This is a genomic window from Sphingomonas sp. MS122 (assembly GCF_049532975.1).
In the GTDB taxonomy this organism is placed as follows: Bacteria; Pseudomonadota; Alphaproteobacteria; order Sphingomonadales; family Sphingomonadaceae; genus Sphingomonas.
Genome location: NZ_CP186695.1, coordinates 2,430,649 through 2,444,024 on the forward strand (window position 1 = coordinate 2,430,649; position 13,376 = coordinate 2,444,024).

General features: G+C 65.7%; 15 protein-coding genes and 1 tRNA gene. 6 read left to right on the forward strand and 10 right to left on the reverse strand.

The features are described 5' to 3' along the window. Nucleotides 1-134 precede the first annotated feature (134 nt). Nucleotides 135-211 (reverse strand) — tRNA-Pro (locus tag ACO227_RS11635). A gap of 185 nt (nt 212-396) precedes the next feature. Here ACO227_RS11635 and yajC point away from each other — a divergent pair. From yajC to ACO227_RS11655, 4 genes are read left to right on the forward strand one after another with little or no spacing between them, the layout of a single operon-like run. Beyond that, nucleotides 397-741 carry a preprotein translocase subunit YajC gene (yajC, locus tag ACO227_RS11640; protein WP_423602007.1) on the forward strand — a complete coding sequence of 115 codons (345 nt, stop codon included), beginning with the start codon at nt 397-399 and terminating at the stop codon, nt 739-741. A 4-nt stretch (nt 742-745) separates the two neighbouring features. Then, the gene (secD, locus tag ACO227_RS11645) at nt 746-2,389 is read left to right on the forward strand and encodes a protein translocase subunit SecD (RefSeq protein ID WP_423602008.1); all 1,644 of its coding nucleotides are present in this window, start codon (nt 746-748) and stop codon (nt 2,387-2,389) included. Nucleotides 2,390-2,402: 13 nt separating this feature from the next. Next, entirely contained in the window at nt 2,403-3,380 is a 978-nt protein-coding gene (gene secF, locus ACO227_RS11650) for a protein translocase subunit SecF (RefSeq protein ID WP_423602009.1), read from the forward strand. After that, entirely contained in the window at nt 3,380-3,742 is a 363-nt protein-coding gene (locus ACO227_RS11655; protein ID WP_423602010.1) for an Mth938-like domain-containing protein, read from the forward strand. Before secF ends, ACO227_RS11655 begins: the two co-directional genes overlap by 1 nt. Here ACO227_RS11655 and ACO227_RS11660 read toward each other — a convergent pair. The 3 genes from ACO227_RS11660 to ACO227_RS11670 form a co-directional block, all read right to left on the reverse strand. Further along, entirely contained in the window at nt 3,727-4,911 is a 1,185-nt protein-coding gene (locus ACO227_RS11660; protein ID WP_423602011.1) for a glycosyltransferase, read from the reverse strand. The two genes, ACO227_RS11655 and ACO227_RS11660, sit on opposite strands and share 16 nt — an antisense overlap. A 42-nt stretch (nt 4,912-4,953) precedes the next feature. Next, on the reverse strand, nt 4,954-5,328 hold the full coding sequence (locus ACO227_RS11665) for a glycine zipper 2TM domain-containing protein (protein WP_423602012.1): 375 nt from the start codon (nt 5,326-5,328) through the stop codon (nt 4,954-4,956). A 96-nt stretch (nt 5,329-5,424) separates the two neighbouring features. Then, nucleotides 5,425-5,745 (reverse strand): glycine zipper 2TM domain-containing protein, encoded by a 321-nt coding sequence (locus ACO227_RS11670; protein WP_423602013.1) that lies wholly within the window; start codon nt 5,743-5,745, stop codon nt 5,425-5,427. 97 nt (nt 5,746-5,842) lie between these two features. Here ACO227_RS11670 and ACO227_RS11675 point away from each other — a divergent pair, with 97 nt between their 5' ends. Beyond that, nucleotides 5,843-6,283 (forward strand): cupin domain-containing protein, encoded by a 441-nt coding sequence (locus tag ACO227_RS11675; protein WP_423602014.1) that lies wholly within the window; start codon nt 5,843-5,845, stop codon nt 6,281-6,283. A gap of 1,426 nt (nt 6,284-7,709) precedes the next feature. Here the strand turns inward: ACO227_RS11675 and ACO227_RS11680 are convergent. From ACO227_RS11680 to dnaK, 5 genes are all read right to left on the reverse strand, one after another. Beyond that, entirely contained in the window at nt 7,710-7,850 is a 141-nt protein-coding gene (locus ACO227_RS11680) for a hypothetical protein (RefSeq protein WP_423602015.1), read from the reverse strand. A gap of 123 nt (nt 7,851-7,973) precedes the next feature. Further along, complete coding sequence (locus ACO227_RS11685) at nt 7,974-8,393, reverse strand: hypothetical protein (protein WP_423602016.1); 420 nt, start codon at nt 8,391-8,393, stop codon at nt 7,974-7,976. Nucleotides 8,394-8,531: 138 nt separating this feature from the next. Further along, on the reverse strand, nt 8,532-8,786 hold the full coding sequence (locus tag ACO227_RS11690) for a hypothetical protein (protein ID WP_423602017.1): 255 nt from the start codon (nt 8,784-8,786) through the stop codon (nt 8,532-8,534). Between the two features lie 399 nt (nt 8,787-9,185). Beyond that, entirely contained in the window at nt 9,186-10,301 is a 1,116-nt protein-coding gene (gene dnaJ, locus ACO227_RS11695) for a molecular chaperone DnaJ (protein WP_423602018.1), read from the reverse strand. A 65-nt stretch (nt 10,302-10,366) separates the two neighbouring features. Then, nucleotides 10,367-12,274: a molecular chaperone DnaK gene (gene dnaK / locus ACO227_RS11700; protein ID WP_423602019.1), complete on the reverse strand. Its 1,908-nt coding sequence runs from the start codon at nt 12,272-12,274 to the stop codon at nt 10,367-10,369. A 170-nt stretch (nt 12,275-12,444) separates the two neighbouring features. On the opposite strand from dnaK, the gene ACO227_RS11705 reads away from it, so the two are divergent. Next, nucleotides 12,445-12,897, forward strand: coding sequence for a copper chaperone PCu(A)C (locus ACO227_RS11705; protein WP_423602020.1), 453 nt, complete (start codon nt 12,445-12,447; stop codon nt 12,895-12,897). Between the two features lie 6 nt (nt 12,898-12,903). On the opposite strand, the gene ACO227_RS11710 is transcribed toward ACO227_RS11705, so the two are convergent. Further along, complete coding sequence (locus ACO227_RS11710; protein ID WP_423602021.1) at nt 12,904-13,323, reverse strand: YciI family protein; 420 nt, start codon at nt 13,321-13,323, stop codon at nt 12,904-12,906. Nucleotides 13,324-13,376: the final 53 nt, after the last annotated feature.

Below are 13,376 nucleotides of genomic sequence, written 5' to 3' on the forward strand. Positions count from 1 at the left end.
GTTGTCGACGATTTGTCGGACGCTAGGGCACGGCGCACCGATCCGCGCGGGCGATGACGAGCGGCGGTCTCCCAGCGAGGGGGCAAGAGGTTTTGCGATGCGGTTAACGCCGGCAATACCGCTGCGGCGAATATTGGTCGGGGCGACAGGATTCGAACCTGCGACCCCCACACCCCCAGTGTGATGCGCTACCAGGCTGCGCTACGCCCCGACCAGAGGCACGGCCCTCTAGGCGTCCCCGGCATGCGATGCAAGGGGGTAGGGCGCGGGCGTTGCGCGGATGCCACAGGCGCGGCAATGGTTGCGCGCCTGCAACGCCCATGGTAGCGCGCGCCGCTTGAACGGGCGACCTGTCGCCCCCACCATTCAGGCCAGCCAAACCGGGCTCGGGGAACCATGATCATTTCACCAGCATATGCACAGGCCGCGGGCGGCGCGGCAGCTCAGGGCAGCGCCGCAGGATCGTTCCTGTCGATCGCGCCGCTCGTCCTCATCTTCATCGCCTTCTACTTCCTGATGATTCGCCCGCAGCAGAAGCGGATGAAGCAGCTTCAGGCGACGATCGGCGCGATGAAGAAGGGCGACACCGTGGTCACCGCGGGCGGGCTGGTCGGCAAGGTGGTGTCGGTCGACGAGACCTATGCCCAGGTCGAGATCGCGACCGGCGTGAAGGTGAAGGTGGTCAAGGCGACCATCGTCGAGGTCCAGCCGCTCGGCGGCGGCAAGCCCGCGAACGACTGAACCGATGCTAGATTTCCCGAAGTGGAAGGTGTGGGCGGTCTGGCTGTCGATCGTCGCCTGCTTCCTGCTCGCGGTCCCGAGCTTCGTGCCCGAGACGATGCGCGCGCGCTGGCCGGGCTGGGTGCCGCAGCCGGTGGTCAATCTCGGTCTCGATCTCGCCGGCGGCAGCTCGATCCTGCTCGAGGCTGACGTCGCCGATCTCGCGCGCACGCGGCTCGCCGCCAAGCGCGACGAGATCGAGACCGAGTTCCGCCGCCAGGATCCGCGCATCGACATCGGCGACATCTCGATGCGCGACGGCGCGATCAGCTTCATGGTCCGCGACGTGGCGCAGGTCGACGCGGCGCGCGAGCGGCTGCTGCAGCTCACCGGCAGCGGCGCGGGCATGACCGGCCAGCGCGAATGGACGATCGAGGTACGCGATTCGACGCGCTTCATCGTGACCCAGACCAATGCCGGGCTCGACCAGGCGGTCAAGCAGGCGATGGCCGACGCGCGCGAGGTCGTCGACCGCCGCATCAATGCGCTCGGCACGCTCGAGCCGACGATCGTGCTCGAGGGCCGCAACCGCATCCTCGTCGAAGTGCCGGGACTCAAGGACCCCGAGGCGCTCAAGCAGCTGCTCGGCAAGACCGCGCGGCTCGAGTTCAAGCTGGTCGACGTCACCGCCAACCCGGCGCAGATCGCCACGGGCAACGCGCCGATCGGCAGCGAGCTGCTCCCCTATCCCGACGCCCCCCCGGGCCTGTCCTATGTCGCCTATCCGACGCGCGAGGGGCAGAAGCCGATGATCGCGCTCAAGCGCCAGACGATCGTCAGCGGCGACCAGCTGATCGACGCCAAGCAGGAGTTCGACCAGAACCAGCAGGTCGTTGTCGGCTTCACCTTCGACGGGCAGGGCGGGCGCCGCTTCGCGCGCACCACGCAGGAGAATACCGGCAAGCCGTTCGCGATCATCGTCGACGGCCAGGTGATCTCCGCGCCCAACATCAACGAGCCGATCATGGGCGGCCGCGGCCAGATCTCGGGTGGCTTCACCGTCGAGAGCGCCAACGAGCTCGCGATCGCGCTGCGCTCGGGCAAGCTGCCGGTCGCCTTGAAGGTGGTCGAGGAGCGCACCGTCTCGGCCGAGCTCGGCCAGGATTCGATCGAGAAGGGCATCCTCGCCGGCGTGGTCGGCACGCTCGCGCTGATCCTCTTCATGCTGATCACCTATGTGCGGTTCGGGGTCTACACGACCTTCGCGCTGCTGGTGAACGCGGTGATGATCTTCGGCATCATGGCGTTCTTTGGGGCGACTCTGACCTTGCCCGGCATCGCCGGCTTCGTGCTGACGATCGGCGCGGCGGTCGACGCCAACGTGCTGATCAACGAGCGCATCCGCGAGGAGCAGCGCATCCGCAACCGCGCCGCGGTTCCCGCGGTCGAGTTCGGCTACAAGGAAGCCAGCCGCGCGATCTTCGACGCGAACATCACCAACGTCATCTCGGCGGCGATCATGTTCGTGTTCGGCTCGGGCCCGATCCGCGGCTTCGCGGTCGTGCTCGCGATCGGCATCGTCACTTCGGTCTTCACCGGCGTCACCTTCACCCGTCTGCTCGTCGCGGACTGGCTGAAGCGCAACCGCCCGAAGACGATCAACATTTAAAGGCCGCCGGCAAATGCGTCCGCTCAAGCTCGTTCCCGACAACACCAACATCCCGTTCCTCAAATGGCGGAACGTGGCGATGGCGCTGTCGCTGCTGCTTATCTTCGGCTCGATCGCGCTGTGCGTGGTCAAGGGGTTCAATCTCGGCATCGACTTCGTCGGCGGCCAGCAGACCCGAGTCACCTTCACCCAGCATGTCGATATCCAGACGCTACGTGAGCGGATCGAGGCGCTGGGTATCGGCGAAGCGACGATCCAGCAGGTTGGCGAGACCACTGAATATTCGATCCGCACGCCGCTGCCCGAGGGCGGCGAGGGGGCAGCGAACGCCGCGGCGAGCCGGACTCGCGCTGCGGTGCTGAAGGACTATCCGGGTGCCCAGGTCGGCGCGACGCAGAGCGTGTCGGGCAAGGTGTCGGAAGAGCTGTTCCGCAACGGCGCGATCAGCCTGAGCCTCGCGATGATCGCGATCGCGCTGTACATCTGGTTCCGCTTCGAATGGCAGTTCGGCGTCGGCGCGCTGTTCGCGCTGTTCCACGACGTCGCGCTGACCTTGGGCTTCTTCGCGCTGACCCAGCTGGAGTTCGACCTCAACATCGTCGCGGCGGTGCTGACGATCATCGGCTATTCCTTGAACGACACGATCGTCGTGTACGATCGTATCCGCGAGAATATGCGCAAATACCGCAAGATGGAGATGGAGGAACTGCTCAACCTCTCCATCAACGAGACGCTGTCGCGCACCGTGGTGACCTCGTTGTCGATCGGCATCGTGCTGGCGATCCTGCTGGTGCTGGGACCCGACGTGATCTTCGGCTTCACCGCGGCGATGCTGCTCGGCATTGTGATCGGCACCTTCTCGTCGGTCTATGTCTCGGCGGCGATCCTGCTGTGGCTCAAGCTGCGGCCCGACAGTTTCCTGCCCAAGGAAGTGAGCGGTCCGAAGGGCATCGAGGGCGCCGAGCGAGTCAGTTTCAAGGATATGCCCTGATGAAGATCGACCGGACCCGGATCGAGGGTCCGGTGGTGTCGGGCTTCTCGGGTGGCGGCTTCCGGGTCGACGACAATGTCTATCTGGGACTGCTAATCACCCCGGCGCGCGCCGAGAGCTGGACCCCGCCGCCGCTCGAGGCGCTGACGCCCGAGGCGTTCGCGCCGCTGGCGGCGATGGATCCGCAGCCCGAATTCCTGCTGCTCGGTACTGGCAGCACGCTGCGGCGTCCGCCGCCCGCACTGGAGGCGGCGTTACCCTTCGGCATCGAGGTGATGGACAGCCGCGCCGCGGCGCGCGCCTGGGGCGTGCTGCGTGCCGAGCTGCGCTGGATCGCGGCGGCGCTCTATCCGCTGGGCTGAGCCCGCGTCGCCACCAGCGCCGAAAGATGGTCGTATAGCGCGGCGGTATTCGCTTCCCAGGTGAAGTGGGCCGCGGTGGCGCGCACCGCCTCGCGCGGGGGCGGGGCGGCGAGCAGATCCCCGATCGCCGCGGCGAAGGCGCTGGCGTTGCGCGCGGCGATCCGGCCGGCGGCGGGCAAGGTCACCACCTCGGCCGCGCCGCCGGCATCGGGGATGACGATCGGCGTGCCGCTGGCGAGCGCTTCGACCCAGGCATTGGCGAGGCCCTCGGAGGAGGACGCCAGTGCCATTGCGTCGGCGGCGGCGAGCAGCGGCGGGAGCTCGCCATGGGCGACGCTGCCGAGCAGCTTCACCCGCGCGCCAAGGCCGAGCCGCGCGATCTGCGCGGCAAGCTTCTGACGCTCGGGTCCCTCGCCCGCAATCCGCAGCTTAACGCCGGGAAGCGCCGCCACGGCATCGATGACGACGTCGTGTCCCTTGCGCGGGATCAGCGCACCGACTGACACGACCAACGGTCCGTCGATGCCCAGCCGCGCCTTCTCCGCCGCCTGGTCGCGCGGGGCGAAGCGGGCAAGATCGACGCCGGTATGGTGGACGCGGATCCGCTCGGCCGGAATGCCCAGCGCGGCCATGTCGGCCTTCATCGCCTGCGACACGGCGAGCAGCCCGTCCGCGCTCTGCCCCGCCGTCGCGACTTGCCAGGCGGTGAGGGGACTTCGGCCCCAATGGTGGATGTCGGCGCCGCGCGCCTTGATCGACACCGGCACGCCGAAATAGCGCCCAAGCGCCACCGCGGCAGGCCCGTCGGGAAAGAAGAAGCTCGCGTCGATCACGTCGAATTCAAAATCGCGGCGGATGCGCGCCAGGAGCGGCAGCAGGGCGCGTGTGAGCATCGCGGCATGGAAGAGCCCGCGCGTGCCTGGAAGGTTGAGGAAGCGCGGGCGCCACGTCTCGACGCCCTTCCAGTCCTCATGGCGGGGCAGGGCGGCGAGCGGCGCATAATGGCCGCGGCGGCGGAGCGGCCAGGGCGGCAGGCCGAGCGGCGCGACCAGCTTGAGCTCGACATCGGGATGCGCAGCGAGACTCAGGGTCTGCCGCTCGACGAACACCCCGAAATTGGGGCGCGAAGCGTCGGGGAAGAGTGAGGAGAGAGTGAGCACGCGGAGCATCGTCCGCGTGCCTACACTCGGTGAGGTTAAAGTGCGATTAGGTCAGCGGCAGCGGATTTCGCCCGGGCGATCCGCGGTGCTGCCGATCGCCGCGCCACCGACGGCGCCCAGGATCGTGCCCAGCGTCTTCGAGCCGCCCGGCGCGAGGATGTTGCCCAGCAGGCCACCCGCGGCTGCGCCGACGATCAGGCCGGCCGAGCCGTCGCTGCGGCGGCAGTAATAACGGCCGTCGCGACCGCGGTAGATGCGATCTTCACGCGCCAGCCGGCGCTCCTCATAGCTGCCATCGCGATAATAGCGCGGCGCGTCCCAATAATCGTCGCTGGCGTAGCCGGGGCGGTCGTCATAGCCATAATTGGTGCACGCGCCGGTCACCGCCATTGCCGCTGCGCTCGCTGCGATCATCAACTTGTTCATCGGGCATCTCCTGCTGCGATGTCCCGCTCGTTTCTCCAACGAAACGGGGCGCGGAAGTATCCCTCCGCGCCCCCCAAATAGTTGTTTCCGCTTGGATCAGCGGCAGCGGCGGCGATCCCCGCTGCGCTCGATCTCGCGGCCCGCGACCGCACCCGCGGCGGCGCCGAGCAGCGTGCCGACCGTGCGGTCGCCGCGCGTATCGATCGTGCGGCCGACCAGCGCGCCGGCGACGCCGCCGACCACCAGACCGGTCGTGCCGTCGGACCTGCGGCAATAGCGGCGGCCGTCGCGGCCGCGCCACTCGCGATACGAATAACGCTTCTTCTGCACCCCGGCCTCGGCCTTCGAAGCCGGAAGAATGACGGCGGCGGGAACCGCCAGCGAAGCGGCGCCGAGCGCCAGCATCAGGTTACGCATTGTGATTACTCCATCTCTACCTGAAACCCTGTGCTCCCCAACGCGTCGGTCATCGCACCGGTTTCATGAACGTAACATTTCGTGCAGTTCATATGGCATGCAGGAAGCGAAATCCGTCATCGAGACCCTTGGCCTGGCCCCGCATCCGGAGGGCGGCTGGTACCGCGAGACGTGGCGTGCCGACGCGGGGCAGGGCGCGCGCTCGCCGGGGACGGCGATTCTCTATCTGCTCGAATCGGGCTGCCGCTCGCACTGGCATCGCGTCGATGCGGACGAATTGTGGCTGTGGCACGCGGGGGCGCCGCTCGACCTGCTGATCGCCGACGAAAAGGATGCGAATCCGGCACTTGTCTCCCTTGGCGGCGACGTGGCCGGCGGCTACAGGCCCCAGTCATTGGTGCCCGCGAATCGCTGGCAGGCCGCCGAAGCGCGGCATGGCTGGGCATTGGTGAGCTGCGTGGTCGTCCCCGGCTTCGACTTTGCCGGGTTCGAGCTTGCCCCGCCGGATTGGGCGCCGGCCACCCCTAATAACACCTGATCCCTCCCCGTTATCCACGTTATCAACAGGCAGTATCGCGTCGATTGCGGGTTTGCGCGACTCGGAAACGATGACAGCATCAGCCTTGTAAGCGGACGAAGACGCGGCGAGAAATCAAAGCGAAATCAGAAGTTTGCAACGGATCGACACGCATAGGTGCCTTCGGGAACTCGTGCATGACGATACGGGGACGCCACCCCGGGAAACGGCCCGTCCCGCTCGCGAGAGCGGGTGGGATGGAAACGAAACGGATCCGGTGTCCAAAACGTCTCTCCGATGCTTCGGCATGGGAAAGGCGGGCCGCCAGGGCGGGAAATGCTCCCCCGGAGCATGGACAAGCCAGGCGACCAAACGCGAAGCCGGCGCCTTCGGGCAAGGGCGGAGCGGGTTGTCAGGGCAGGCGGGTGCTTCGGCACCAGCCAGACCGGATGACCAAATGTTCGGGAAGTGGCTGCTCTTCGGAGCGAAACGGACCGGGCGGGCATCGAGACACGGCGATCCTTCGGGATCGGCAACTCTGGATGACCAACCCGCGAAGCCGATGCCGCAAGGCAAAGGTGGAGCAAAGGACATCGAGGTGGGAAGCTGATCCCTCGGGATCGCGCCCGCCCCGGTGACCGGCCGAGGGAAGACGTTCGTCAACCTCCGGCCAAACCGCTCTGGTCCGCAACCCTTGCCGGCGCGGATCGGGCATTGCCGCCGACGTGAAGGCGCGCGCAGCCCTTGTGGCGGGCGCGAAGTCCGAAAGTCAGGCGACACGGGGGGCTGGCGGAAACGCCGGCCCCCTTTTCCGTGCGCCTTTGCTCTGTTCTTTACGTTGTATCCTGCCGCTGCCGAGAAGTTGACGAAGTTACGCGGAATGCGATTCATTCTGTCAACTTCATCGTCTTCATATGGGCGGGGTGCGTTAACCAGGCGCTGATCGACGAGATCAAAGAGCGGCCGCTATGCAGCTGGTCGATGCAAGCAAACCAATTCCAACATTGCAAGCGGGTGTCAGCTATCGGGTGGATTGCTGCCGTTACGAGCTTGCGTGGAAAGCGTGCCACGCCGCTGCTTCGAGGCGCCCGTCACCGTTTGCTACCGTTTCTCCGCTCTCATCAGTCAAGACGAACGAGCGCTGGCTTCCGCCGATCGAAGCAGATCCATCCAGCGCGAGCAGAAGAGTGTAGAAAGTGTCCGTCAAAGCTGCGTCGATTGCTGCAAACACCTGTTGGCGCTGAGAGAGCGTAAGGTCCGCAGCTGCAAGGTGCGCCGCGGCGACCGTCTCACCAGATAAGTCTGTGAATGATGAAAGCAACGCATCCCGCTCCTTACGGCAAGCTGCTGCAAATTCCTTAGGCCCCACTCTCACCGCCTCCTCGCGTTGGCATAGTTACCGCGGGCAAGGTCATGAGCCAATGTCCGCAATGGGGTCGTTAGGGGCCTAAAGGCCGAGCAGGTCAGGCCAAAGATAGCCAACCACCAAGATTGCGACGAAAGCAAAAAGTGGCGCCGCGAGAACCCACCAGAGCCAAGTGGGCACAACATGAATCAGCCAATCGTAAACGAGATCGAACAGGCTCATGGTTCGAGCTTACCGGACTGATTAGTGACAGCAATGGGGTCGTTAGCCGACCGTCCGCTGTTGAAGCGGCGTCATCACCGCCAAACGGCTCAAAATGGGTGGGAAGCTGTCGCTCATTGGAACTCAGCGACGAGCTTCCACCGTTTCAAATTCGCGAAATGACGCAGTATCGGGCAAAGTGAATCCCCGGCGAGCATCAGGTTCGGCAAGTCCGGCATTGAAGTGCGTCGGCATCTTGGACCGGAGACAAGCGACAACCTCGCGATCCCTGACGGTGCTCCAACTCACAATGTGCGCGCTGTGCGACCAGTTGGTTGAGAGCATCGGGAAATTGGCCCCACACTGGCGAGCAATGTCGAGTAGATGAAGAAAGAACAGTCGGTCCGTTCCCTTGGGAACAGCGCCTCTCCCTTTAATTCGGCCCACTCCACCTCGCACGCCGTCAGGCAACTCGATCACCAGCAATTTGAGTCCCGTTGACGATTCGGCCGGTTGTGGCGCGGCGATGGAGGTGAAGGCCAGCAAGGCTGCAAAGAGTGACATTGCTGCGAACCCCTCCTGCCGTTTGAAATGAAACTCGCAGATGGCCGCTATGACCGCAATGGGGTCGTTTGCTGACGGTCCGCTGCTAGTCGGGCGTCGCCACCGCGGTACGGCGTCAAACGGGTGGGAATCTGCCGTTCAGTAGATGGGCTCATGTCGAACGCTGTCTCCTACATTTTGACCGCAAGCCCACAGGTCCAAAGCAGCGCGGCTGATTTTGTAGGTCGCGAAAGCCACAAAATAGCTTCTGTCGTCGAATGTGCCCGACGTGGAAGGCGCTAAGGTGAAGCGGCCTGCGGCAAGACCATCGATCCCGGCTTCTTGCACCTTTATATCGACAAGATTCCGGTCGATTTTTCCGTCGCGTGAACTGTAGCGATATTCGCGCCGCATAGTCGCTATCTCAGACAGGCAGGGATCGCTCGCCAGCTCCCTCTCGATATTCGCGACAAGTGCGGCAGGAGGGCCATCGTCCGTGGCTGTTATAAGCTTGTTGGTCGGCGCGGCGGAGCAGCTAGGCAATAAAAGAAGCGCGAATAGATGTCGGAAAGCCATTCGCGTCATCCGAGCAATGTACCGGGGATGTCAGTGTCTGCAATGGGGTCGTTAGCGGCCTGACCGATTTTGAGTGAAAAGCGGGCATCAGCCCTCTCCCCTTGGAGAGGTAGGGCCTACGCAGCAAAGCCGAGTGGGAGGGCGAGGACAAGCCAGCGTCGTGCCCACCGTCACCCTTCCGCGCCTCTCTCCCCATGGGTTCGGAGGCTAGTTTGCGACGCCGCTGTCTAGCGGTGGTCAGCAGCCGCCGCCGACCGCCTTCTTGACCTTGGCGAAGAAGCCGGTCGAGGCCGGGCATTCCTCGCCGGTCTCGAGCGTGCGGAACTCATCGAGCAGTTCGCGCTGGCGCGTCGAGAGCTTGGTCGGGATCTCGACCTCGAGCTTGACCACGAGGTCGCCCCGGCCGCGGCCCTGCAGCACCGGCATCCCGGCGCCGCGCTGACGCACCTCGCGGCCCGACTGGGTGCCGGGATTGATGCGAATGTTGTGCAGTTCGCCGTCGGGACCGGGAATCTCGATCTCCCCGCCCAGCGCCGCGGTGGTAAAGCTGATCGGCGCGCGCGCGTAGAGCGTCGTGCCTTCGCGCTCGAAGATCGCGTGCTTGGCGACGTGGAGGAAGATGTAGAGGTCGCCCGGCGGTGCGCCGCGCGCGCCGGCTTCGCCTTGGCCGGAGAGGCGGATGCGTGTGCCCTCGTCGACGCCCGGCGGCACGTTGACCGCGAGCGTCACGGTCTTGTCGGTGCGGCCCTCGCCGCGACAGTTGCGGCACGGATCGGTGATCGTCTGCCCCGCGCCGTGGCACGACGGGCAAGTCCGCTCGACCATGAAGAAGCCCTGCTGCGCGCGCACCTTGCCATGGCCGCGGCAGGTGCCGCAGGTCTTGGCCATGGTACCGGGCGAGGCGCCGGTGCCGCCGCACGGCTCGCAGATGCCCGAGACGTCGATCGTGATGTCGGTCTGCTTGCCGTGAAAGGCGTCCTCGAGAGTGATCTCCATGTCGTAGCGCAGGTCGGCGCCGCGCTGCTGGCGCGGGCCGCCGCGGCCGCCGCCCATGAATTCGCCGAACATCGATTCGAAGATGTCGGAAAAGGCGTCGAAGCCCGGGCCCTGGCCACCACCCATACCAGCGGGACCGGCATGGCCGAACCGGTCATAGGCGGCGCGCTTCTGCGGATCCTTGAGGCAGTCATAGGCTTCGTTTATCGCCTTGAACTTGGCCTCGTGATCCTTGCACCCGCCATTCTTGTCGGGGTGGAACTTGAGTGCGAGCTTGCGGAAGGCGGCCTTGATCGTGGCGTCGTCCGCGGTGCGCTCGACCTCGAGCAATTCGTAATAGTCAGTCTGGGTGGTCATTCACTCGGCCCCCGCCCATGCCCCCGCCATCCCCGAAATTCGAAAATGGCGGGGGCGAGCATAGCTTACGCCTTGTTGTCGTCCACCTCGGAGAATTCCGCGTCGACGACATCGTCACCGCCTTCATTCTCCGCCGGAGCCGCAGCCGAGGGCGAAGCCTCCGCCTGCTGCTGCTTCTCGTAGATCGCCTGGCCGAGCTTCATCGCCACCTGTGCGAGCGCCTGGCTCTTCTCGTTCATCGCGTCCGAATCGCCGCTCTCGACCGCGGCCTTGGCCTCGTTGATCGCCGCCTGGATCTCGCCCTTCAGCGCGTCGTCGACCTTATCGCCATTCTCCGCGAGCTGGCGCTCAGTGGTGTGAATGAGCGATTCGGCGTTGTTCTTCGCCTCGGCCGCGGCACGGCGCTTCTTGTCCTCCTCGGCGAAATTCTCGGCGTCGCGCACCATCTGATCGATGTCGGCGTCGCTGAGGCCGCCCGAGGCCTGGATGCGGATCTGCTGCTCCTTGCCGGTGCCCTTGTCCTTGGCCGAGACGTTGACGATGCCGTTGGCGTCGATGTCGAACGTCACCTCGATTTGGGGCACGCCGCGCGGTGCCGGGGGGATGCCGACCAGGTCGAACTGGCCGAGCAGCTTGTTGTCCGCCGCCATCTCGCGCTCGCCCTGGAAGACGCGGATCGTCACCGCCTGCTGATTGTCGTCAGCGGTGGAATAGACCTGTGACTTCTTGGTCGGGATGGTGGTGTTGCGGTCGATCATGCGCGTGAACACGCCGCCCAGCGTCTCAATGCCGAGGCTCAGCGGAGTCACGTCGAGCAGCAGCACGTCCTTGACGTCGCCTTGCAGCACGCCGGCCTGGATTGCCGCGCCGATCGCCACCACCTCGTCGGGGTTGACGCCGGTATGCGGCTCCTTGCCGAAGAAGTCCTTCACGACCTGGCGCACCTTGGGCATGCGCGTCATGCCGCCGACGAGCACGACCTCATCGATCGCGTTCGCCTTGACACCGGCATCCGCCATCGCCTTGCGGCACGGCTCGAGCGTGCGTGCGATCAGGTCGTCGACCAGGCGCTCGAGATCCGCGCGGCTGATCGTCTTGACGAGATGCTTGGGGCCGTTCTGGTCGGCGGTGATGAAGGGCAGGTTGACCTCGGTCGTCGCGGCGGACGAGAGCTCGATCTTCGCCTTCTCGGCGGCTTCCTTGAGCCGCTGCAGCGCGAGCTTGTCCTTGGTCAGGTCGATGCCCTCGGCCTTCTTGAAGTCGTCGGCCAGGAACTGCACGAGCTTCGAGTCGAAGTCCTCGCCGCCGAGGAAGGTGTCGCCGTTGGTGGCCTTCACCTCGAACACGCCGTCGCCGATCTCGAGGATCGAAATGTCGAAGGTGCCGCCGCCAAGGTCATAGACCGCGATCGTCTTGCCGTCGGTCTTCTCGAGGCCATAGGCGAGCGCCGCGGCGGTCGGTTCGTTGATGATGCGCAGCACCTCGAGGCCTGCGATCTTGCCGGCGTCCTTCGTCGCCTGGCGCTGGGCGTCGTTGAAATAGGCGGGGACGGTGATCACCGCCTGGGTGACGGTCTCGCCCAGATACGATTCCGCGGTTTCCTTCATCTTCTGCAGGATGAAGGCGCTGATCTGGCTCGGCGAATAATCCTCGCCGCCGGCCTTGACCCATGCGTCGCCATTGGCGCCCTTCACGATCGTGTAGGGGACCAGCTCGGTGTCCTTCTTGGTGATGGGATCGTCGAAGCGACGGCCGATCAGGCGCTTGACCGCGAAGACGGTGTTGTCGGGGTTCGTGACCGCCTGGCGCTTGGCCGGCTGGCCGATCAGTCGCTCGCCGTCCTTGGCGAAGGCGACGATGGAGGGCGTCGTTCGCGCGCCTTCCGCATTCTCGATCACCTTGGGCTTGCCGCCCTCCATCACTGCCACGCAGCTGTTGGTCGTGCCGAGATCGATTCCGATAACCTTACCCATGAGTCCTCTATTGGCCCCCGTGCTATTCAAAAGTTTCAACGACTTACCGAATCCCTGAAACGGCAATTCGGCTGTTACATGCCGCGATATAGGTGGGCCGCGCCTTGCCGCAAGATAATGCGGCGAATAGGAAATCCGGCGGGTTTCCCGAATCGGGAGGAGAAGGCGTGATGCGGGCGGTTTTCGGCGTGATTCTGGCGAGCGCGGCGCTGGCCGCCACGACCTTGGCCGGATGCCAGCAGGCGGAGCTGGGTGCGGAGAATGCCTGGGTGCGCCTGCCCGCGGTACAGGGGCGGCCGGGCGCGGCCTATTTCACGGTGAAGGGCGGGACGCAGGCGACCAGCCTGGTCGCCGTATCGAGCCCGGCGGCGATCCGCGCCGAGATCCACGAGATGAAACACGACGGCAAGATGATGACGATGGCGCCGGTCAAGGACGTCGCGATCGCCGCGGGGGAGCGTGTCGAATTCAAGCCCGGCGGCAAGCATGTCATGCTCTACGACCTCTCGCCAGAGGTCCGCGCGGGCGGCACCGTGCCGCTGCGCCTCGCCTTTGCCGACGGCAAGACGATCGAGGTGAAAGCAGAGGTCCGCGCGGCGGGCGACGCGCACGACTCGCACTAGGAGGCTTCAGGGGCTGGTGGCGGTCGCCGCGCCGGCCCCAACGAAGCGCGGCGTGAAGTCGCGCACCGTTCCGACGAAGATCCCCGCCTTGACCGCGGGATCGGCCGCGACGATCGCATCCGCGGCCGCCTGGTCGGCGGCGTGGATCAGGATCAGCCCGCCATCGGGTCCCAGCGGGCCGGCATAGACGATGTCGCCGCGCGCATGCAGCGCCTTCACATAGAAGAAATGGTCGCGCAGGCCCTGGTCCTTCATCGGCACGCCGGGCTTCCACGCCGGCCCGGCGCGATAGACGATCGCGAACATGGGCCGGGCGGCGTCTTGCCGCGCGGCCGGTTCCTGCCGCGCCTGCGGCGCCGCGCTGGTACCCGCCATCGCCGCTGCGGCGATCACGGCGATTCCCGCCAATCTCGTCAGCTTGTGCATCCCGCCCTCCCTTTGCTTCAGAGTGAAGACCATGCCCGACGCGTCAAGCCGTA

Coding starts and splice junctions, on each gene's coding strand:
- yajC (WP_423602007.1), top strand. CDS start 397: ATGATCATTTCACCAGCATATGCACAGGCCGCGGGCGGCGCGGCAGCT.
- secD (WP_423602008.1), top strand. CDS start 746: ATGCTAGATTTCCCGAAGTGGAAGGTGTGGGCGGTCTGGCTGTCGATC.
- secF (WP_423602009.1), top strand. CDS start 2,403: ATGCGTCCGCTCAAGCTCGTTCCCGACAACACCAACATCCCGTTCCTC.
- ACO227_RS11655 (WP_423602010.1), top strand. CDS start 3,380: ATGAAGATCGACCGGACCCGGATCGAGGGTCCGGTGGTGTCGGGCTTC.
- ACO227_RS11660 (WP_423602011.1), bottom strand. CDS start 4,911: ATGCTCCGCGTGCTCACTCTCTCCTCACTCTTCCCCGACGCTTCGCGC.
- ACO227_RS11665 (WP_423602012.1), bottom strand. CDS start 5,328: ATGAACAAGTTGATGATCGCAGCGAGCGCAGCGGCAATGGCGGTGACC.
- ACO227_RS11670 (WP_423602013.1), bottom strand. CDS start 5,745: ATGCGTAACCTGATGCTGGCGCTCGGCGCCGCTTCGCTGGCGGTTCCC.
- ACO227_RS11675 (WP_423602014.1), top strand. CDS start 5,843: ATGCAGGAAGCGAAATCCGTCATCGAGACCCTTGGCCTGGCCCCGCAT.
- ACO227_RS11680 (WP_423602015.1), bottom strand. CDS start 7,850: ATGAGCCTGTTCGATCTCGTTTACGATTGGCTGATTCATGTTGTGCCC.
- ACO227_RS11685 (WP_423602016.1), bottom strand. CDS start 8,393: ATGTCACTCTTTGCAGCCTTGCTGGCCTTCACCTCCATCGCCGCGCCA.
- ACO227_RS11690 (WP_423602017.1), bottom strand. CDS start 8,786: ATGCGGCGCGAATATCGCTACAGTTCACGCGACGGAAAAATCGACCGG.
- dnaJ (WP_423602018.1), bottom strand. CDS start 10,301: ATGACCACCCAGACTGACTATTACGAATTGCTCGAGGTCGAGCGCACC.
- dnaK (WP_423602019.1), bottom strand. CDS start 12,274: ATGGGTAAGGTTATCGGAATCGATCTCGGCACGACCAACAGCTGCGTG.
- ACO227_RS11705 (WP_423602020.1), top strand. CDS start 12,445: ATGCGGGCGGTTTTCGGCGTGATTCTGGCGAGCGCGGCGCTGGCCGCC.
- ACO227_RS11710 (WP_423602021.1), bottom strand. CDS start 13,323: ATGCACAAGCTGACGAGATTGGCGGGAATCGCCGTGATCGCCGCAGCG.